Annotated in this window: 18 protein-coding genes; 7 read left to right on the top strand and 11 right to left on the bottom strand. The window is 39.5% G+C overall.

What is annotated here, in order from left to right:
• Window positions 1–4: 4 nt before the first annotated feature.
• Window positions 5–1210: a copper resistance D family protein gene (locus tag AC1DOK_RS08985; protein WP_477553916.1), complete on the bottom strand. Its 1206-nt coding sequence runs from the start codon at window positions 1208–1210 to the stop codon at window positions 5–7.
• 232 nt (window positions 1211–1442) lie between these two features.
• Here AC1DOK_RS08985 and AC1DOK_RS08980 point away from each other — a divergent pair, with 232 nt between their 5' ends.
• Together AC1DOK_RS08980 and AC1DOK_RS08975 are read left to right on the top strand one after the other, a co-directional pair.
• A complete protein-coding gene (locus AC1DOK_RS08980) occupies window positions 1443–2237 on the top strand; it encodes a sensor histidine kinase (protein ID WP_477553915.1) in 795 nt (264 codons plus the stop codon).
• Window positions 2238–2242: 5 nt separating this feature from the next.
• Window positions 2243–2911 carry a response regulator gene (locus AC1DOK_RS08975; protein WP_477553914.1) on the top strand — a complete coding sequence of 223 codons (669 nt, stop codon included), beginning with the start codon at window positions 2243–2245 and terminating at the stop codon, window positions 2909–2911.
• A gap of 121 nt (window positions 2912–3032) precedes the next feature.
• Here AC1DOK_RS08975 and AC1DOK_RS08970 read toward each other — a convergent pair whose 3' ends face one another.
• From AC1DOK_RS08970 to AC1DOK_RS08925, 10 genes are all read right to left on the bottom strand, one after another.
• The gene (locus AC1DOK_RS08970; RefSeq protein WP_477553913.1) at window positions 3033–3827 is read right to left on the bottom strand and encodes a sugar phosphate isomerase/epimerase family protein; all 795 of its coding nucleotides are present in this window, start codon (window positions 3825–3827) and stop codon (window positions 3033–3035) included.
• An 84-nt stretch (window positions 3828–3911) separates the two neighbouring features.
• Entirely contained in the window at window positions 3912–4619 is a 708-nt protein-coding gene (locus tag AC1DOK_RS08965) for an MgtC/SapB family protein (protein ID WP_477553912.1), read from the bottom strand.
• Between the two features lie 45 nt (window positions 4620–4664).
• Window positions 4665–5297, bottom strand: coding sequence for a glycerol-3-phosphate responsive antiterminator (locus AC1DOK_RS08960; RefSeq protein ID WP_477553911.1), 633 nt, complete (start codon window positions 5295–5297; stop codon window positions 4665–4667).
• 9 nt (window positions 5298–5306) lie between these two features.
• The gene (locus AC1DOK_RS08955) at window positions 5307–6107 is read right to left on the bottom strand and encodes an HAD-IIA family hydrolase (protein WP_477553910.1); all 801 of its coding nucleotides are present in this window, start codon (window positions 6105–6107) and stop codon (window positions 5307–5309) included.
• Window positions 6108–6293: 186 nt separating this feature from the next.
• Window positions 6294–7952, bottom strand: a complete 1659-nt coding sequence (locus tag AC1DOK_RS08950) for a glycerol-3-phosphate dehydrogenase/oxidase (RefSeq protein ID WP_477553909.1) — start codon at window positions 7950–7952, stop codon at window positions 6294–6296.
• Window positions 7953–8211: 259 nt separating this feature from the next.
• Window positions 8212–8967 (bottom strand): MBL fold metallo-hydrolase, encoded by a 756-nt coding sequence (locus tag AC1DOK_RS08945; RefSeq protein ID WP_477553908.1) that lies wholly within the window; start codon window positions 8965–8967, stop codon window positions 8212–8214.
• Window positions 8968–8976: 9 nt separating this feature from the next.
• A complete protein-coding gene (locus AC1DOK_RS08940; RefSeq protein WP_477553907.1) occupies window positions 8977–9789 on the bottom strand; it encodes a carbohydrate ABC transporter permease in 813 nt (270 codons plus the stop codon).
• 21 nt (window positions 9790–9810) lie between these two features.
• Window positions 9811–10707 carry a carbohydrate ABC transporter permease gene (locus tag AC1DOK_RS08935; protein WP_477553906.1) on the bottom strand — a complete coding sequence of 299 codons (897 nt, stop codon included), beginning with the start codon at window positions 10705–10707 and terminating at the stop codon, window positions 9811–9813.
• 156 nt (window positions 10708–10863) lie between these two features.
• Window positions 10864–14427, bottom strand: coding sequence for a lamin tail domain-containing protein (locus tag AC1DOK_RS08930; RefSeq protein WP_477553905.1), 3564 nt, complete (start codon window positions 14425–14427; stop codon window positions 10864–10866).
• A gap of 118 nt (window positions 14428–14545) precedes the next feature.
• Window positions 14546–15898 carry an ABC transporter substrate-binding protein gene (locus tag AC1DOK_RS08925; protein ID WP_477553904.1) on the bottom strand — a complete coding sequence of 451 codons (1353 nt, stop codon included), beginning with the start codon at window positions 15896–15898 and terminating at the stop codon, window positions 14546–14548.
• A 684-nt stretch (window positions 15899–16582) separates the two neighbouring features.
• On the opposite strand from AC1DOK_RS08925, the gene AC1DOK_RS08920 reads away from it, so the two are divergent.
• The 5 genes from AC1DOK_RS08920 to AC1DOK_RS08900 all read left to right on the top strand — a co-directional run bounded on the left by AC1DOK_RS08920 (window position 16583) and on the right by AC1DOK_RS08900 (window position 21779).
• A complete protein-coding gene (locus AC1DOK_RS08920; RefSeq protein ID WP_477553903.1) occupies window positions 16583–17902 on the top strand; it encodes an extracellular solute-binding protein in 1320 nt (439 codons plus the stop codon).
• A 163-nt stretch (window positions 17903–18065) separates the two neighbouring features.
• Window positions 18066–18920, top strand: coding sequence for a carbohydrate ABC transporter permease (locus AC1DOK_RS08915; RefSeq protein WP_477554121.1), 855 nt, complete (start codon window positions 18066–18068; stop codon window positions 18918–18920).
• An 8-nt stretch (window positions 18921–18928) separates the two neighbouring features.
• A complete protein-coding gene (locus tag AC1DOK_RS08910) occupies window positions 18929–19759 on the top strand; it encodes a carbohydrate ABC transporter permease (protein ID WP_477553902.1) in 831 nt (276 codons plus the stop codon).
• A 113-nt stretch (window positions 19760–19872) separates the two neighbouring features.
• Complete coding sequence (locus AC1DOK_RS08905; protein ID WP_477553901.1) at window positions 19873–20607, top strand: glycerophosphodiester phosphodiesterase; 735 nt, start codon at window positions 19873–19875, stop codon at window positions 20605–20607.
• A gap of 17 nt (window positions 20608–20624) precedes the next feature.
• Window positions 20625–21779: a hypothetical protein gene (locus tag AC1DOK_RS08900; protein ID WP_477553900.1), complete on the top strand. Its 1155-nt coding sequence runs from the start codon at window positions 20625–20627 to the stop codon at window positions 21777–21779.
• Window positions 21780–21883: the final 104 nt, after the last annotated feature.

Here is a 21883-nt window from a genome sequence, read left to right as displayed (position 1 = left end):
ATGATCAGTTCAGCTTAAACTCTTTTGGATAAATAACCTCATCACCAGTTACTCGCTTCACATGCACTTCTACTCTCCAATTTCCATTATACGGTATCTTCCTATCCTCTGTTTTGTAGGAGTATTCAGTAAAGCCTTCAAACTCTGCTTCTTTCTTCGTATCCATATAAGGTGTAAGTGGTATTAAGATTGGCGGCTGATCTATGCGATCTAGGCAATGCAGCTGCATTTGTACTAGCTCTGGAGCTTGTTCTTCGTTCGAAACCCATATTTTAGCTCGGAATGTATTGGGTCCTACAAACATCGGGGTAATCCGTGCTGACATATGGACAGTCTCACCCATTTCATGCCAAAACAATGGTTTATTCGTTGGTGTTGGTGACATATACGTAATACAACCAACAATCAGTACAATAACGATGCTAAAGCCAATGCTTACTTTCAGACCTTGCACAACAGAGTCAGGTTGCTTATTCCGTAATTTTCTAAGCAACAATATGCAAAGTATAATCATAAATAATGTTAGAACTACCTTAACTAATAACAACCATCCCCACTGTGTGCTAAACAGATAGGAAATACTAGGTAATAACAACAGAGTTGATATTATACCGGTAATTGTTAATACAATAATAGAACAAATGACACCTAACAGCATTTTACGAGCAAAAGGTAGCAATTGATCGCGTTGAATCTTCCATATCATCATTGCATAAAACAATCCACCTACAACTATTGCCGATGCAGATAAATGTATAAATCCTATGAACATCGTTAACCATTGCGGATCCCCTGTCGCAGAATGTCCGTACATACTAGAAACTAGCAGCAATCCGAGTATCCAAACATAATTAAGCATAGGTAATCGAGGTAGAATGAATAGGCCAATGATAGAAAACGCCAGCAGGATGAGCCAGCCGATTCCTACACTTGTAGAAAGAAATATACTTGGTATTTCATCTAATCCTCCACCATCGAGTAGTTCTTCTAAATGTGATAAAATCATCAGAATAAGTGCAAAAATATGAAAACGTTGTAGATTAAGTGATATTTGAGCTACCGACGATTGAGAGTTTCCACCTAATTTATACAAGCTAATCCATAATAACCAGCCAGTAAGCGCTAATACAGCTAAATACCATATCCCTCTTGAAGCCAGTTGTATGAGCAAAGAAACGCCCATATCCGTAGAAAATTGATGCAAGCTCATTACTTAAGTACACCTCCAACTAAATGAAACAATTTAATAGTAACTAATAAACTTACTTTATCTATTCTAGCAAAAAAAGTAACTGACTTCGCATACAGAGTTGACAAATTGGCAAAATGTTAGGCAAGCCTTGCCAAGCTCATCAACTTATGGTACATAATCTGCAAAGGCACAAATGTACTTGGTGCTTTCTCATCCTGATTAATTGATAGAAGAATGGAGCTTTATAACTATGTCATTACGTATGTTCAAATTAATTACGATTCTACTTCCTCCCCTATTAATTGGCGGGTTCGAGTATATTCGTCACGAATTTATGCTAGACTATTTATCGATGGAAGCGGGGAATTTCTATATTACATTACTAACTCTGATTCTATCGTATTTAATTGGCACTTGGATGTTTAGTAGCTTTGAACGATCCAATCAGGAGCTTGTACAAGAACAAGCGAGGCGTGCAGTATATGAGGAGCGCGAACGACTGGCGAGAGAATTGCATGATAATTTGGCWCAGACCCTATTCTTCCTTAATGTTAAATTAAAGCAAGGGCAGATTGAGGAAGCCAAAGAAGCTGTATCTGAAATTGATAACAATTTGCGACAAGCGATATTCAATTTGCGAACATCGCCAGATGATGCGATATCATTCACCGATCGCTTAATGACATGGCTTCGGGATTGGGAACTGCTCACTGCTGTGGAACTAACACCGAATATTCAGATTGAAGATGGACAGTTTAGTACATCGGAAGAAACACAATTATTCGGCATTGTCCAAGAGGCATTCACCAATATACGTAAGCACTCCAAAGCAAGTAAAGCTTCAATTAGCTTTCAAGCAAGTACACTCAATTGGGAGCTAACAATCATCGACAATGGGATTGGTATTCAGCCATCACCGAAGTCTAGTAGACAATATGGCATTTCCCTTATGCGTAATCGTGCACAAGAATTAGGTGCCAAATGGGAGCTAACATCTGGAAATGAGGGAACTAAGCTCTACATGTTCTCTGAAGAGAGGAAGTAAATCACGTGAATCAACATCCCTATCGAGTACTGATCGTAGATGATCACCCCTTAGCTCGCAAAGCGGTACGTTCCTTACTTGCATCAGATAATACCTTCATTGTAGTTGGCGAAGCTCACAGCGGCGGTGAAGCGATTGAGCAATGTAAGCAGCTGCTGCTTGATCTCATATTAATGGATATCCGCATGTCACCAATGAATGGACTTGAAGCAACTAGGCAATTAAAACAAATGTATCCCCAGATTCGCATTATCATGTTAACCGTATCAGATGATGTAGCAGACCTATTCACAGCGCTACAATTCGGTGCACAAGGCTATTTGCTCAAGAATATGGATCCCGATGAATGGTTAACTTACCTTCATGCTTTGCTTGATGACAATTCCGAGGTTGCTAGACAGATGGCTGACTCGATGTTCCATCGATTTCAATCTGTACGTGATCGAACATCTTCTGTGCAAACAGGTATTGCTGCAAGTATACTAACAACTCGTGAGCGAGAAATTGTCAAGCTCGTTGCAGTTGGTGATAATAATCGGCAAATTGGTGAAAAACTGCTCATCTCTGAGAATACGGTCAAGAACCACATGAAGAATATTCTCGAAAAACTACAGCTTGAAAACCGCGTACAGTTAACAGCTTACGCCTACACACACGAATTAACGCAAGCCTAAGCATTGATTTTGGTGTTGAGCCACTTAAATTTCTGAGTAGGTAAATAAGCAAACAAGCTGTCTAACCAGTAGATAATTCCTACTGAAGAGACAGCTTGTTTTTTTGTTTATGGCTGAACATTTATCCTAAGATTCTCCCTGAAAGCTTCTGTTCAACTTCTGCACCATGCTCCAGCATAAGCTCAAGTGAAACACCTTCGCTATACTCTAGAATCGGACGATAGGAATGGTCTAAGCTATTCAGTGCATCCCAGATCGATTCCCATTGAATTGTGCCATGACCAATAGGCTGATGTAGATCGTTGATCCCGTCATTATCGTGCAGATGTACAGCTTTAATAGAGGGTCCAAGATGGCGAATAAGAGCTGGTATATCCCATCCATTCACATGCGCATGTCCAACATCGACGAGTGCAACAATAGAAGGAATTTCTTTGAATAATGCTGTAAACTCCTCTTGATTAAATAGCGCATAATCACCCATGCCCATATTCTCGACAGCTAAACCAATATTTAGTTGCTCGGCATACTCACCTAATCGTCTTAAGTTCTCCTTTGCAAACTCTTGTGATGCTTGCCGTGCAAATAAAGGAGTTGAATACAAATTAGGGTGCAGTACCATATGCTCAGCGCCTATGCGTGCACACCAATCCAGACATTCTTTATAAACTTCATAAGAATATTCACGAATTGAAGCATAACGTGCAGAGGCCAGATTCAATTCCCATATGGGTGCATGAACACTTATAGGACCTTGAAAATGTTGAAACCGCCTAAATTCAACTTCCCAATCGACGGGTTCTCTCCAGTTCGGACCATCCATCATAAGTTCGATTCCGCCGTTCCAGCGCCTGAGTAGTTCTACTGAATTGTCTACTTGATTCATATAAGGTGCTAGATTAATAAAAATCGTCATTTGCTCCACTCCATTCCTGAGACGGTAATCAATGATTAAGTCTATTCTAGCAGAATATTGAGTAAATAATGATAGATTTTTTACTTATTCTTTCCAGTCAATGTTCACTTCTTTAATACCATCAATCTTCCAAATATGATCAAATAAATCAAGCATTCCTTTGCGCCTGGATGTATGTATACGGAATTCCATATATACGCGCTTATTATTGCCTGATTCCATCTCTTCCCTCACTGCCATTTGTTCAACAGCCATCTTTTCCTTTTGCAATAAGGCAGTGATCACCTCAACACTTTTAGGACGATTCGACATAACGATCTTAAGACTGCCATATTTTTTAAAAAGTATCAACTTACTTTCTAATTTGTTAATGATCCAAATGATAAATATGATAATTAAGATCGTAACAACAGCTGGCCAATAAAACCCTGCCCCCACACTCAAGCCAATTGCTGCGACCACCCATAATGTAGCTGCTGTGGTCAAGCCTGAAATAACATTGTTGGATCGCCTTAGAATTGCACCAGCACCTAAAAATCCAATTCCACTCACGACTTGTGCAGCTAACCTTGCAGGATCAAATCTAGCATTCATATGATCTAGCAGCTCGTTGCCAAACCCATAAATAGAAGTCAACATGATCAATGCTGAACCAACGGCAACGAGTAGATGTGTCTTTAATCCTGCTTGTTTATTCTTTCTCTCTCGTTCCCAGCCAATAATGCCACCCAGAACAGCAGCTAACAATAACCTAAACACCATCGTCTCTGGGGCTAATTCAATAGGAATCATAAGTTATGACCTCCAATAACTTTCACTTATATTAGCTCACATGAGCTATGCATGTTCATCCTGCCATTTCCATAGTTCCTTACTCGAAGAGGATATACCGATTGCACCACTTTTAAGTGCTGCTTCAAGATCCGTTAAATCCACCATTAAACCGCCTGCAATGACAGGCACATTAACTTCATCACGAATTCGCTGCATAATTCTCGTACATACCATCCCTGGCAGCACTTCAATCGCATCTGGTTGAGATGTTTTGGTTATTTTAATACCGTTATCTAGTGAAACGGAATCGAAAACAAATAGACGCTGGATCGTCATCAAACCATGTTTTTTACCTTCCGTAATAATCGAGCTTTTGGTTGTGACGATGCCATCAATCCCAATTTTCTCAGCCATATAAGCGACGCCCATCTTATCTTTACCAATTCCATCAATTAAATCGAAATGAATAAATGATAGCTTTCCTGCATCTCTAATCTGTTCAACAATTGCCTCAATTGAAAAAATATCAGATTTAAGAACAAATACGATATTAGATGTAGACTGCAAAATGCTTGGAAGCTCCTCTTTATTCACCAAGGAGGTTATAATTGGTTTACGTTTTAAACAATACGCAAGTCTATCATAGCTTTCTGAATTCACCTTCATCATCATCACCCCATGTTGTATTACCGTCATTATTCTACATTATTCACTAGGATTGTACACGACGGATGATTTAAGGATATCATAAACCGAATCCAATATATAAGTTGGTTTTTGTGTAGCAGCTTCAACATCTGCTTGACTTGTTATGCCTGTTAGAACTAAAGCTGCACCCATACCTGCATTAATTCCCATTCGAATATCCGTTTCCAGACGATCTCCTACCATTAAGCATTGCTCTGCTGAAAGCTCCAGTAGAGCGAGAGCTGTGTTAGCCGTTAGAATAGAAGGCTTACCCATGATGATATCGATCTTCTGTCCTGTCGTTCCTTCAATTGCCCCCATCATACCGCCACAGTCTGGAACATCTCCACCAGGCATCGGACATGTACGGTCCGGATGAGTTGCGATTACGGCAGCTCCTTGTTTAATAGATTGATAAGCAAAATCCAAATGATCATAGTGGAAATTGCGATCCCATGAAACGACAACAACATCTGTTTCAGCAGGTGAGTTAGCAAACACAATACCATTCTGAAGCATTTCTTGCTTTAAGATATCTTCTCCAATTACATAAACCTTAGCTCCAGGATGGTGATCCTTCAGGTAATGAATCGTAACTAGTGCTGGATTCAATAAATGCTCGAGCCCCACACGAATACCAAGCTTATTAAGCTTCGCTACATATTTTTCTCTTGAATCTATCGTTTTATTGGTTAAAAACAATACCTTCTTATTCTGAGACTGCAAGTATTCGATTGTCTCTAATGCACCGGGAATCAATTCATCACCTAGATAAATTGTACCGTCCAAATCAAAAATATAACCTGAATATTGATTCACTATGTTTCCCCCTTGCGTTTCGTTTCTTAATACCAAAAAACCCATCGCACAATAACGCCTCCTAAATTAGGAAGTGTATCATCATGCAATGGGTTCTCATGGTCTCTACCCGGCTTATTCATTTTAATTAACGCTATTATTGCATATTCGCCATATGAGTGACAAGATGTCTTCTGACTTTTAATTCTATTCTCCCCGTGCAATCTTCATCTGCTCGATTACTAAAGCACGCTGTCTATTTATTTCCGATGAATCCCATGCAAGCAATTCTGCCATCATGAATAGAACCGATTCCATGACATGTTCTGCTTTGAACCGATCAAACAATACCCAACCTGTTCTTCTTAGGAGAAAGTCACAAGCCGTAACTGTCATCTCATGCTCCACACAATACATAACTTCTGCACGAAGCACTTGATCCGCAAGTAAAGTGCTAGATAAAGACTCGACCTGTATAGCTTGCAAATAACGATATACATCGCCTGTATTTGAGCCATAACGGGTAAGTAAGTCTAGTACTTGTTCTTTATTAAGTCCAAGTATTTCGCCAGCTTCTACGAGTCTAGTTCTGTTCTGCTCGAATGATTCCCCGTCTTGCGAAATTCCTCCACTGATTAGTTCACGATTCGTCGTGCATGGCGGAAATATTCTTCCTTCCTCGTCTCGGAGCTGCGCTGAAACTAAATTCACTACTTTCTCTGCCATTTTACGGAAGCCTGTTAATTTGCCTCCCGCTATCGTAATTAGACCGCGCTCAGATACGAACATTTCATCCTTGCGAGAAACTTCAGATGGACTTTTACCTTCTTCATGTACAAGCGGACGAAGTCCTACCCAACCTGATTCAATATCAGATTCCTGTAATCGAACCGTTGGGAACGCCGCATTAACAGCATCAATTAAGTATTTGCGATCATCACTGCTTATTCTTGGATCTTCAGGGTTTCCTTCATATAAGGTATCTGTCGTCCCAATATAGGTTTTACTGCCACGAGGGATAGCAAAGATCATTCGACCATCAGGTACATCAAAATACGCTGCTTGCTTAATAGGTAGTCGCTTGGCATCTACAACAAGATGAATTCCCTTTGTTAGTAGCAAATGCTTTCCTTTAAGGGAGTTATCCTTTTTCCGCAGCTCATCGACCCAAGGACCCGCTGCATTAACAATCTTCTTCGCATAAATATCGAATTTTCCCCCACTAATTCTTTCTTTAACCTTCACACCTACTACTTTACCGTTCTTATAAATAAAATCGGTTACCATGGCATAATTGGAGATTGCAGCTCCCCGATTTTTAGCACTCTTAATAATTTCGACCGTTAATCGCGCATCATCTGTGCGATATTCATAATAGTATCCGGAACCCTTAAGATCTTCGGTTTTAAACAAAGGTTCTAGTTTCATAGTTTCTATGCGACCAAACATTTTGCGACGCTCACTTCTTTTGACGCCTGCCAGCCAATCATAAATGTACAAGCCAATCGAACTTGCGAAATAACCATAAGTTCCTTTCTTATAAATAGGCAGTAGCATTGGGATTGGATCTACCAAATAGGGTGTACTCTTATGTAATAGTGCACGCTCTGAGCCAACCTCCTGAACGAGTCTAACCTCGCCTTGCTTCAAGTATCTAAGTCCACCATGAATCAATTTCGTTGAACGACTGCTTGTACCTGAAGCAAAGTCATTCATCTCAACGAGACCTACCTTCATCCCCCTTACACTTGCATCCCAAGCGATACCTGCTCCGGTGATCCCTCCACCAATGACGAATAAATCTAATTCTTGCTCAGCCATTGTGCTCAAATAGCTTAATCGATCATTAACAGAAAATAATTCCATTTCAGTTCCCTCCATTTTTGTGAAAACCCATATCATCACGTCAGTGGAACCAAGAAGAACACACACAAAAAAGACCCTTTTGCAGGCGAAATACGCACTAACAGTGCGTTTTCGGCAAAAGGGTCCTCTAATGTCTCCACCCATTTACTCATGTAATTTACACACTATTATATGCTGTACTAACTAAAATGTCTATAATCTACTAAAAGAGGTAGACTAAATTACCAAAATAATCTATTTGCTCACCAATATAAACCTCTTATTCAAGGGTGAAAGTCATCAAATCCTGCCCCACTGAAACCTTCGACCGAACCTCAGCAATTAATCCGTTTAATACCTCATTATAGGGTTCATTATCTGTTACATGAACGATTACTAGTTTATCGATTGCATCAAAATTGTACGAATGGACTATATCTTGTAGACAACTATGTGAAGACGAGGACTTGTAAGCTGTCGTTGCTTCATGAATAAGTAAATCAATCTTCGGGATCTCATTTAACTTTAGATTAATAGAAGTATCGGATGAGTATACAACTACCTGATCTTTATATATGGCCTTGATCCCAACCGTAGGTACTTGGCCATGGCTGCTAGGGAATACCGACAATGATAAATCATCGTTATGCCAAATAAGAGACGGCTTCATCCAGTCAAACGAATTGATCCGAACCTCAAATGAACATGGCCACTCACTCATTTGCATCAATGACAGCCAATCTTCCAACCATCCTCGTTTCTCCTCTGTGCAATAGATGTCTAATGGTTCTCTACGACCATCGATCCACATCCCCCATAATAGAGAAGGCAAGCCGTAAATATGATCAATGTGAAAATGTGTAAGCACGACACGCTTAATATGATGCGTTGGAATCCCCACTTTTTTTAATTTGCCAAGTGGGTTACCACCGACATCGATTAGCGTGCACGACTCGGGTTGCTGCAGTAGTAAATACGTATTGTCTCGCTCAATTCCAGAAGCCGCACATGCGGTTCCCATCAAGATAATTTCCATTAGAACCTCCTACTTAATGCCAGAGTGCATGAAGCTTTCCACAAACTGTCTTTGAAAAAATAAGAATCCTGCAAGTAGCGGTGTAATGACAAGAATAGTAGCCGCTGTAACAGTTCCCCACTGCGCACCTGTCTCGAATGATTGAGCAAAAATCGCGATTCCTACGGTTAACGGACGAGATTCAACCGAATTGGTAACAACGAGCGGCCACATAAAATTGCTCCAATGTGTGCTTACGGAAATTAATCCAAAAGCAATATAGGTAGGTTTAGCTGAAGGTAAATACACATGCCATAACGTTTGATACCATTTGCATCCATCTACTCTAGACGCATCATCAAGTTCAATTGGGATCTGCTTGAACGTTTGCCTTAGTAAAAACACACCGAATGCAGATGCCCAATAAGGCAGCATAATGGCTAGTTTAGAATCTACTAATCCTAACTCTTTCATTATTGCATAGTTCGGAAAAATTAGAATATCAGGCGGAATCATAATCTGTGTTAAAAAGACGATAAACATAATGCTCTGTCCAATAAAATTCAATCTAGCAAAGGCATAAGCCGCTAGTGTCACTGTAAACAACTGTACCACTAAAATACCAAGAACAATAACAATTGTATTGTAATAATACTGAAGAAAAGGAATGGTATCCCATGCTGCAGTATAGTTAGAAAATGTCGGGCTTTCAATCGCAAAAGGGTTAACTCTAGTAATTACTTCACTCGAAGGAGTAAATGATGTAACAATTGTCCATACAAGCGGTACGATGAATATAATTCCTATTAGGATGATAATAATTCGATTAACAATATAATTCATAATGTGATAACCTCCCCTTTCCTAGTAATGGATTCGCTTATCTAAGTAGGCATAATTAAAGATCGATATAGCAAGTAGTATGACAAGAAGAACTACGGTTAATACGGAAGCTCTACCCATATCCCAGAAACTAAACGCAGTCTCATAAATGTGGAATAACAGTAGGTTACTTGCATTGTCAGGACCGCCTTTGGTCATGATGTACAGGTGATCTACCATCTTAAATGCATTTGTAGTTGCAATAACCATAACGAACAAGGTTGTAGGCATTAACAATGGGAATGTGATTTTGCGGAATACCTGAAAAGGACGCGCACCCTCCATTTTAGCTGCTTCATAGACTTCACCGGGTAAATTTTGGAGACCAGCCAAATAAAAAAGCATGAAGAATCCAGCTTCCTTCCAAATAAGCATAAACATCATTGCAAACATAACCCAAGACGGACTTCCCAACCAATTGGGACTGTCAATCCCAAACAAATTTAGAAATTTATCGAGTAGTCCGTAATCTGGGGTGTAAATAAACAACCAGATATTGGCGATCGCAATCATGGGTATGAGAGTCGGGTAGAAGAAAGCTGCTCTAAGAATACCCGTCCCTTTCATTTTGTTATTTACCCATATAGCTAAGTAAATAGCTAATAGAATACTTGCTGGCACCGTCCCAATAGCGAGTAGCATATTATTTGTGAGAACTTTATAAAAAATCTCATCTTGAAAAACCTGCGAGTATTGATCAAATCCCACAAATGTCTGTGCACCGAACGTAGAACTTTGGAAACTCAAATAAATGGATTTAATAATTGGATAAAACGTAAACAAAGCAAGAAACACAAGTGACGGGAAAAGTAGCGCATAGGCAAATAGATTTTCTTTCCAGTTAATTCTCCCTTTTGTGCTTAAACTACGTTGTGTCAATGAAATTCCCCATTTCTAAGCTAATAAATATAATCATGAGACACGAAGAAACCACGTATGCATATAGACCTACCATTTAATTGATAGAGTTCAAATATGTAACCGTGGCCTCTCATTGTCTCTGGCCAAACGAATGTATATGCAATAATTAAATTTTTATGGTTTACCTTGGCCTGGCTTTTTGGGTCCATTACCATGCTTAATATCGTTCTTGGCTACTTTAAAATCTGCCCATCTTACAATTTTGCCGTTTTGATCAAGCTCTACAATGAAGATGTGATCATCCTTCTTCACTTCTATATTCGTTGAGGCTGTTAACGTAGCAGTATATTTGTCTGGTAGATCACCGATGCTGGGTTGAACCACAGAACCCGCTTTACCCTTCAAATACTTGTATGTCACACCTTCCTGTAAGCCTGTCACCTTAGTCGTTTTATTGATTTGGCCCTGTGCCAATTTGATTGTACTAATTACTGGTGCAGGGGTCTTGGCAACGCTAAGTTGAAACGTTAAAGTGTTAGTACCATTTGTTGCAGTAATCGTCACATCGCCTTGACTCTTGGCCGTAATTCCACCTGTAGAAGTGATCTCAGCAATTGTCTCATCGCTACTTGCAAAGATGTAGGATGCGGTTAAGTCGATTGGTGCTGATTTGCCACGTGCCTCAAGAACACTTGCCCTAGCATTCTCTCCAATCTTCATATTCGAAGGAATGCCGTTAATCGATGCTACCCCGTATTGATCCCACTGATTCAGATTCAGCTTCAACATCGTGTCCATAATATAAGTCGTCGTGTACCTGTACTTGTTAGCCCCAGACTCTAGTACAACATAGAGATCATCACCAATATCGATGATACCTTCAGCCATAGGGACGATAGTCAAATTACTATTATTTGGCTTCGCGGATAGTCCGTCAAGGAACCAGCCTGGAACCTCAGTTGTTCCCACTGTCGCGGTAAAATGAGCTTCTTCTCCTAATGGATTGTTGTATCTAAACAAGTTGCTATCTTTATTTCTTCCAAGAGAAGTGCTCAGAATAATACTATCCCCTCTTACAACAACACCTTGCACTTTCTCTCGAACTGATAAAATGAAATCAGGTACAGCCTTTTCAGTTCTATCACCTACTAGTTGCTCATGAGAGTCCGTATCCTGATCGAGCTTGTAGCCGACAGTCCAAGCCTTATGCTGTTCGCCTGTTCGTGTCGTTTGCGTATGAGAAGGATCTACTGTGTAGGATGCCTCATAGAATTCACCTACCCAAAGAATACCATCTGCAAATGTTGTATAGGACGCATTGACGGGTACACTGATTCGCTCAATAAAGGTAACCTCGTCATTATCTTGTGCCTGAATGAGTGTATCAAGCTTGATCTTAAATAAAGAGGAATTCGAAGAAATCCAAGCGTAGTCTTTACTAATCGCGATCCCACCAGCATGACCTGTATAAGGCTCACCATTCTGCTGATAAAGAACAACTGACTTAATCAAATCCCCTGTTGCAGCATCAAGAATTGAAAGAGTCGTTGGTCTGCCATCCGTCATGTAAGAGACGACGAGCATCCAATTCATATCTTCATAATAAGCTAGGGCTTGTGGTACCAAATCCTGTGGAAGTCCAGGGATTACCGGACCATCTTCTCCTATATCCCATACCGCCTTATATTTACTATCCATGTTGTTAATCGACCTTTGCACTTGCGTGATCTGTTGATGTAACGGCATTACAGATTGCGGAGCTGATTTATCAGATTCATTATCAGAGGTATCTACAGCAGACACCTCAAATGTGTAAGCTTTATTTCCAATCAGTTCATATACCCTAAATTCCTGCTTAGATGCAGGAACCGAATGCTCCAGAATACCATCCTTATAGATGTTGTACTTGAAAATATCTGACTCATGATTTGGTGACCATTGAAGTAGCACTACACCGTTACCAGCAACTGCTTGTACATTGCTTGGCGTCTGTGGCTTCACATCATCTTGCTTGCTCTTCTCCGGTGCCTGATCTGGGGCAAGTGTTCCAGGTGTCATAGCCTGATTACCTGCCTGAAGCACCATTTCTATACCACCATCAATTGGGTAGCTATAGATCGCGCTTCTATTCAGTGGCACATCAGCTTTCGCATAACTAGCCTTGCTAACTTCATATCCACTCGGATCCTGAATTGTAACGTTACCACCACCGTTAACCAATCCGCCAACATTATGAATGATGTTAAGTTGATCTTCGGAAAGATATTTGCTTGTATAGGAATTGAAATAGTAGCTGTTAAACGCTTCTAACGAAATAGGAGCAATTTCTGCCCTTCTCGTCCAAAGCACTACGCTCTCGCCAGATCCTACCTTTACTGATCGGTCAATCACCTTTTCCCAGCCAGCTATTACTTTATATCCTTGTAAATCAATTTCCAGATCACTTGCATTATAGAGCTCGATATATTCAAATGCATCAAATCCTTCGTAATTGTCGGTATCCGCTACTAACTCCGATATGAGCAGCTCTGGAAGGCGATCCGATGGTTTTGCCTTGATTACTGCCATGTGTTCGGATTCGATACCCGAATGATTAAACGAGGATACGCTGAATTCAAATTCCTGATTCTTATTTAATGAACCAATGCCAATTTGATTCTCTGCTGCTGATAAGGTTTGATATAAAACACCATCAACATAGACTTTGTAACCCGCAAGATTGGAGTCACTAACCGGATTCCAGCTTAAGAGAATTCGATTCGTACCTGGCTCTGCTGTCAGACCTGTAGGTTCGGAAGGTGGAATCACATCGATTGGCGCCTTCGGCATTACCTTTGCAAATGATGAGGATGAGGACTCTTCTCCACCTGCTACTGCAGTAACCCAAAATATATATTCTGTATTATTGGTCAGATTTTCAATTCGCTGTGCTGATGTATTCGATGCTGTTACCTGCACCTCATGGCTTGTATCACCTAGAGAATAGTAATAAACATGATATGCATCTGCACTGACACTAGAAGTCCATGTTAAATTAACTGCTCCATTATCTGGCTGGGCAGATAAATTAGTTGGCGCCTCTGGACCCACTATCTGACCAGTAGCTAAGATCCCTGGAGTAGCTGTTTGACCATTAGCGATTTTCTCCATGTCCATACTACCCGAGTATCTATAAGTCACACTTTTGTCTCGATTGCTGTTTGCTCCATCAGTAGTCACATCAGAGTTATAGTAAGCTGCAGTAATCAAAGTCTGGTCAGCGCCAGTAATAGCCACTCTTCTCTTCGATGTATCCGCCAAACCTTGTGCAGTTGTCGTCAATTTCACTTCAAATACTTGTTCTGTTAACAAGTTGACCTGATAATTCGCATTAAAATCCTCTAAAGGAACATATACATCTGGATCCTTCAGCTTCTTAAGCCATAATACCAAGGCACTATTAGCCTCTATGCTCTTATTAGAAATCGTCCATTTGTTTGCTGGTTTTGCAAAATCCGTCGTGAAGTATTGTAATTGATAACCATTTAAATCAATTCGATGGGAAGTTGTATTATAAATTTCCACATACTCATAAAGCTGCCCCGCCCCAGAAGAATTAGGCACAATTTCAGTGATGACCAGATCAGACACACTATTGCTCTCTGCATAAACAGTTTGCATTGGAACATTTAACATACTAAGTAGCATTGTAACGATCATTGCCATAACCATGATCTTTTTCAGCCCATATATCTTCATTTTTCTGCCTCCTACAAGTAGATACGGCTTCGACGTCCTTAAATTAACCTAGTAAGTATTTGGCGACACTCGCCATAGCTTTCATGACCGTGTCGCCAATATTAGAATTCAAAATGAACTACTTAAAGTTCTTCAAAATTTGATCTGCTTGTGTTTGCGATTTTTCTAGAGCTTCTTTTGCGCTCATCTTGCTATGCAAAGCAGCCTGAATGTTATCGTTAAACAATTTCGTCACTTGTCCATTTTGATAAGTGGACAATTCACTATGTGCATATTGAAGTTGATCTCTTGCAACTTTCGCTTGAGGGAATCCTTCTACATATTTTTTTAGTAGATCAGTTTCATAAGCTGCTTTGGTAGTGCCTACATATCCTGTATCGATAGACCATTGAGCCACACGCTCAGGCTGAGTTAGAAATTCAATAAACTTAACAGCTGCTTTTTTGTTTTCTTCTGGGATATCCTTGAAGACGTATAAATTACCGCCTCCAGTCGGTGAGCCATACTGTTTGTTAGCAGGCAAGAAAGACACGCCAAAATCAAACTTCGCATCCGTCTTCACTTTCGTCAGATTACCAGTTGTATGGAACATCATAGCTGTTTTTCCACTGATAAAATCTGAAGGAACCGTTGCCCACTCCAAAGTACCTTCTGGCATAACTTTATCCTTTTGGCCTAAATCCATATACATTTGTAGTGCTTCCTCAACATGAGGCTTATTAAAGAATACTTGTTTGCCATCATTAGACATGATATTCTCCCCACTTTGGAGAGACATTGCTTGCAGCATCCAGTATTGATAACCCGTACTTGGGATTTCAATACCCCATTGTGACACTTTACCTTGACTATCTTTAACGGTCAGCTTACTTGCAAAGTCTCGTATCTCAGTCCAATTCGCTGGTGCTTTCTCTGGATCTAAGTTAGCCTTCTTGAACATTTCCTTGTTGTAATATAGAACGATCGTACTACGTTGGAATGGGATACTCCATACGTTATCACCCGATTTGGTATTACCCATAAAAGCTTCATAGAATCCACCCAAATACTCTTTAGAGAATCTCGGTGTCAATTCCTCAATTGCATTCATTTGCAATAAGGAATATAAGTCAGTTGACAATAGAACCGCGATATCTGGTGCATTATTTCCTTGAACAGCCGTCATAACCTTCGTAACCGTATCTTGGTAGCTTCCACCATAGATAGGTTTGATTTTAATATTTTCATTTTCTTTTTCAAAATCTTTAGCCAATGCATCAATAATTTTAGTGATTGGACCACCTACAGCAACTGGGAAAAAGAATTCGAGATCAACAGCTTTACCGCTGTCTCCGCCTTCTTTCTTATCTTTTTGAGGAGCTGTCGATCCACTAGGAGCCGCACTTCCTTGGGTAGACTTCCCTGAATCCCCTTTGCTACACGCAGAAATAATAAGTACGATTGCAAACATTAATACCACTAATTTTTTCATGATTTTCCCCCTTAGAATATAGCAACTTGCTCAGGTTAGTATAGAATGCTTGTGTAAATTTAAATTAATGTATTTATCAAAATTACGTAAAAATTAAATAGTTACTTATCTGAACCTCCTATTCTATATAAAATTAATGAGAACCCAAGACATAATAGCGCTTCCATTATAAGAAGTGCTAAATCATGTAAAGGGTTCTCATTATCTCTACCCAAACTATTTAATTTGAACAATCAAAATATTACATTTATTAAGCAATCTTGACAAGAGGTTTTCTAAATTTATTATCACATCTTAGATTTTCGTTATTTTCTCTAAACATAAAAAAATAATTATTCACAATTTTTACATTTTAGTTGACGTTATAAACATTCTTAACATATACTTACTATCAGCAAACGCTTTCAAGAAAACCTATTTACGCTCCGGGTGGAGAAAATGAGAAGACCCAGAGAACTTATCTACTTTTCTTTGTAGTACAAAGAAAAGTAATAGGCTCCTTCGGTTTTTTTTATTTTTATCAGATTATTAGTAATTTTTGGAAGGTTGTGATTTATCCAGAGCATTTATAGCATTAATCTTACAAATTCACGGATTATAATTTACAAATAAAGCTTATAGTGTTCAGTACCTAGAGAATTATTTGTGTAATTTTAATAAAAATTCATTTTGGGGGAGATTACAATGAAAAAGTTGTTCACGTTGTTAACACTTGTGATGCTCATGGTCACAGCAGCTTGTTCTGGCTCAGGATCAAATTCAACAGCTGGTTCGAATGCAGGAGAAGCAACACCAGCACCTGCTGTTGTTGAAGATACAACACCTGTAACGATTCAGTATTGGCATGCTCATGCTGAAGCACAAATGAAAGGCGTTAACTTTATGATCGAGGAATTCAAAAAGAAATATCCTCATATCACAGTTGAGCCGGTCTTCCAAGGTGCTTATGCCGATTTACACCAAAAGCTTCAAGCAGCGATTGCAGCAAAAGATGTACCTGCTGTAACGAACGTTGAAGTTGCTTCACTAGCAACCTTCTCAGAAGGCGGTGCTTTCGAGAATCTAGATGGTTACATCAAACGTGATAAAGTTGATACTGCTGATTTCTCCCAAGGCATGCTAGCTGCTTATGCATATAATGGAAAGCAATTTGGTTTCCCACTAATCGTTAGTACAAGCGTTAACATCTATAACAAAACCTTGTTCGATAAATTAGGAATTACACCTCCACAAACTTGGGACGAGATTGAAGCGTTCAATCAGAAAGCTACTGTCAAAGAAGGCGGCAAAACAACTCGTTATGCATTCTCAGTACCTGGTTGGGACGTATGGAACTATGACCCGTGGATGATTAACGGTGGCGGTTCAATCCTTAATGCAGACATGACCAAATCAAATATTGATTCACCAGAAAGCTTACGTTACATTAAGAACTTCAAAAAATGGTTTGATGAAGGCTCCATGCATATTGGCGTAGGTAAAGGTGCTTCTGATACTATGCGTCAAATGTTCTTAGAGGAAAAAATCGCAATGGTACAGCATTCTTCTTCAATTATCAAAACTTATGTAGAAAATGCTAAATTTGAAGTTGGCGTATCTTTCATTCCAGGGGATAAAAAGCGTATTGCTAACATCGGTGGTGCTGGTATCGTCATGATGTCAGGTGCCAAGGACAATCAGAAAGAAGCTGCATGGAAATTCATTAAACATATGACCTCTGCTGAATTTAACATTCAATGGGCAGAGAAAGTTGGATACTTACCAACTCATAAATCTTCAGTAGCATCTGAAGAAGGTAAGAAATATCAAGAAACATGGCCGCAATATAAAGCAGTTCTAGATAACTTTGATAATGTAACACCTCGCTTGCAGCACGTTGTTTATACAGAATTAAGTAACTTCTACAAAGATGCAATGGCTAAAATAGTGCTTGAGAAGGCAGACCCTGAAACAGTTATGAAGGAAGCTGCTACCAAAATGAATGAAGTACTAGACGATCTATAAACTAGAGAATTAGCAACTGTAGGTGCGAATTTCATTTCGCACCTACACTTCTTCAAAGGATATTTGTATGAAATGAGGTTAGTGAATGGAAACATCAAAGAGTGTGAATTTACAAACACACACAAAGCATAAAAAATTAAACTACCAGTTTTTTGATAAATTAATGGATTTTTCGTTTGCTGTCCCTGCTCTGTTTTTCCTAGGTGTTTTTGTGTACTATCCACTTCTTTATTCACTTTATATCAGCTTTACGAACTGGAACATGACGAAGCCTGCTAAAAAGTTCATTGGCCTTGAAAATTACGAGAAGCTTCTGACTAATGACGACTTCTACAACGTGTTAAAAGTTACTTTTTCTTATACGTTTATCGACGTTATATTAACACTTGTGATCGGTCTTCTATTAGCACTTTTGCTTAATTCGACCAAAAAAATATATGGTTTTATGCGTATGATCGTGTTTATGCCGTATTACATCTCTATGGTTATTGCTGCCATGATCTTTGTCTGGATCTTTAACTCCCAATACGGCTTAGCTAATATGGTCATTGGATGGTTTGGATTAGACCCTGTCAATTGGCTTAACAATCCCAAAACAGCTTTGTGGTCGCTAATCACTGTATCCTTATGGAAAAGCGTAGGATTCGCTATGCTGATCTTCATTGCTGGAATTCGTGGAATTCCACTCGAATATTATGAAGCTTCTAGCATTGACGGGGCAAGCAAAGTAAGACAGTTTTTCAAAATCACGCTTCCATTGCTTTCGCCAACTACATTATTCTTGGTTGTAACGAACTTTATTTCATCCATGCAAGTATTCCAATCCGTTAACATTATGACTTTTGGGGGACCACTCGATACCACCAAAGCCATGGTCTACTGGATTTATGAGATGGCATTCAAAGAATTTAAGACAGGTAGAGCATCTGCACTCGTCATTATTTTCTTCCTGATTATCATTGTATTAACAATCGTACAATTTGTAGTATCTAATAAACGAGTTCACTATGAAGGGTAGGCAGATAGATGACATTCCGAATTTCTAAAACCCTACAATTAGTATTAGCACTTATTGTAACTATAATTATGTTCTTCCCAATCTATTGGCTACTTGTTACTTCTTTGAAGTCAACTCATGAGCTAAGACTAGCAGTTCCATCTTTCTGGCCTGAGGTATTTAATTGGTCTAACTATGTAAATGCATTTAAAACGGCTCCATTTGACCGTTTCTTCCTCAATACAGTCATACAAACAGCTGGAATTCTGTTTTTTCAAATTAATATCGCCATCTTCACGGCGTTTGCTTTTGCAAAGGGCAATTTCTGGGGCAGAGATAAACTCTTCTTATTAATCCTTGCTGCTTTGATCGTACCTGATCAAGTAATATTTGTTCCCGTTTATGTCATGCTTGCTAAAGTTGGTTGGTTAAATACATATGCAGCGCTAATCATTCCTCATGCTGCTTCCGCATATGCGATTTTTCTACTCAGACAAACCTTTAAATCTATTAATAATGATGTAATCGAAGCTGCTCGTGTAGACGGAGCCGGTCGTCTACGTATTCTCTATGGCATATTAGTACCTATGGCGAAGCCTACCATTAGTACACTCGTTGTACTAACCTTCATCTCCAGCTGGAATTCCTATTTCTGGCCGCTAGTTATGACGAACTCCAATACAATGCGAGTTCTAACTGTAGGGATCGCGATGATGAGAGAAGCTGTCGCAGGTGATGAAGCACTTAATTTCCACTACATCAGTGCTGCGAGCATCATGGTCATTCTACCAATTGTTCTGGTATTCATATTCGCTCAGAAACATATTGTCGCTGCAATGGCTAATTCTACATTTAAGTAGAAACGGTTCTGCCGTCTATATAAGACGGTCAAGTTTCTGCGAGAAATACTTAAGAACTTAGGAGCCTGGCGATATAAGTTCTTATATTTTAAGTAATTGAAGGAGAACTACCAATGACAAATTCAGACTTTCTGATCATGGCCCATCGCGGAAGTATGGGACAAGCCCCTGAAAATACTATGGCAGCGTTCCAGCTTGGTTTGGATCACGGCTGTAATGCTTTTGAGCTTGACATTCATCTATCCAAAGATGGTGAAATCATCGTCTGTCATGATGCTACACTTGATAGAACAACAGATCACACAGGATATATTAACGAGATGACCGTATCTGAATTGAAGAAAGTGGATGCAGGTCGTTGGTTTCATGAGCAATACGAAGGAGAACGGCTTCCTCTGCTTGAGGAAGTGTTCGATTTAGTCCCTCCTCATATCGTGATTAATATCGAAGTTAAACAATCCTATGGCCGCCAGCTTGAACCCAAATTACTCGAATTATTGAAGAGGAAAAACCGTGTAGACAATGTAATTTTGTCTTCATTTAATTTTAAAACACTTCAGTTTCTGAAACAGTCAGAACCTAATGTGAGAATTGGACTGATCTATAACTGTAACTTCAACCAACATCGTGAGGTTGCAAAACTATTGGGAGTTCCTGTGTATTCCTTGCATCCTAATTTTCACAACATCGATCCAGAGGATATTACCGATGCCATTACACATGGTTTGAAAGTATTCCCTTATACGATTAATGAAGAGAAGGAAATGAAACAAGCAATTTCCTATGGTGTCTCTGGTATCATTACGAACTTCCCTGCACAATTACGTTCGATTATTTCAGCAGAATAATAGCTATGGAGGGTACGATGAAGCGGATTACAAAGGTATTTACCATTTCTTTATTACTGTTAACCGTTATAACTGGTTGTTCCAAATCAGGAAATCAGTCAGCTGAAACCGTAGCACCTACTGCTTCTGCAGCAGCTTCTGTAGTAGCTTCTCCTTCAGCTGCAACTACATCGGAGCCTACTGAGAAAAAACCAGATCTATCGGTCATTACACAAGAAGACACGAATATTAAAGTACGTGTGAATAAACCAGAATTCGAACCATTCTTAAAGTTAGCTAAGCCTGGACCTATTGTACCTGGACTCCTTCAGGATTATATTCCACAAGGTATTGCTTATATGAAAGAGCAGAACTGGATTCTAGTATCCTACTATCGTGAAGATAAAAGCCCGAGTATACTGACTGTCGTCGATGCTAAAACCGGAGAGCTTGTTAAATCCCTTCAACTCTATAATGCGGATAAACAGGCGTACAACGAACATGCAGGAGGCGTAGCAGTAAGCAGCAAATATGTTTGGATTTCCTCCAATAGTAATATGTACTACATGAAGAAGGAAGATCTGATCCAGAGCGCTAAGGAAGATAAGATCTATTTCCAAGGAAGCTTTAAGACAGATTTAAGAGCTTCGTACACTTCCTACGCAGATGGAGTACTGTGGGTTGGCGAATTTGCCAACGGAACCGCTGATTACCCTACGAGTCCAAAGCACTATATAACGAACCGTGACGATGCAGAATATCGCGCTTGGGCGGAAGGATTCAAACTGGATGAACAAACGGATCTTCCTCCTAATAAGAAAATAGAAGAAGATGTTACTGTACCAGACTATGTGCTTGCAATACCTAACCGAATTCAAGGAATGACTGTACGATCAGACAAAATCATTGTAAGTGAATCCTTTGGTCGAAATACAGATGGCTCTCTCGTCTTCCATAAGAATACTCTTGCTGAGAAGCCGCATAAACAGGTAGATTTTGGAACTAAACAAGTGCCTTTATGGTTCTTAGATAGTAAAAATCATATCGAAACCATCACAGGTCCTCCGATGACAGAAGGAATTGTAGAGCATGATAATATGCTGTACGTATTATTCGAGTCGGGTGCCACAAAATTCAGAACATCGGGCAGCTATCCTCTAGATCGAATCTATACATTTGACCTCAAGCGATAATCTCTTCACCCTCGGTAAGCTAAGTTGGTCCATAGAATATGATTGGACAAAAAAGAAACCTCTCCTATGAATTAATGTTAGGTCCTCTTAACATTATCCATTGG

The sequence above is a fragment of the Paenibacillus sp. P5_B5 genome (genome assembly GCF_056400365.1).
Note: the sequence above shows the minus strand (reverse complement) of the source record. Positions and strands in the feature narration are given on the sequence as shown.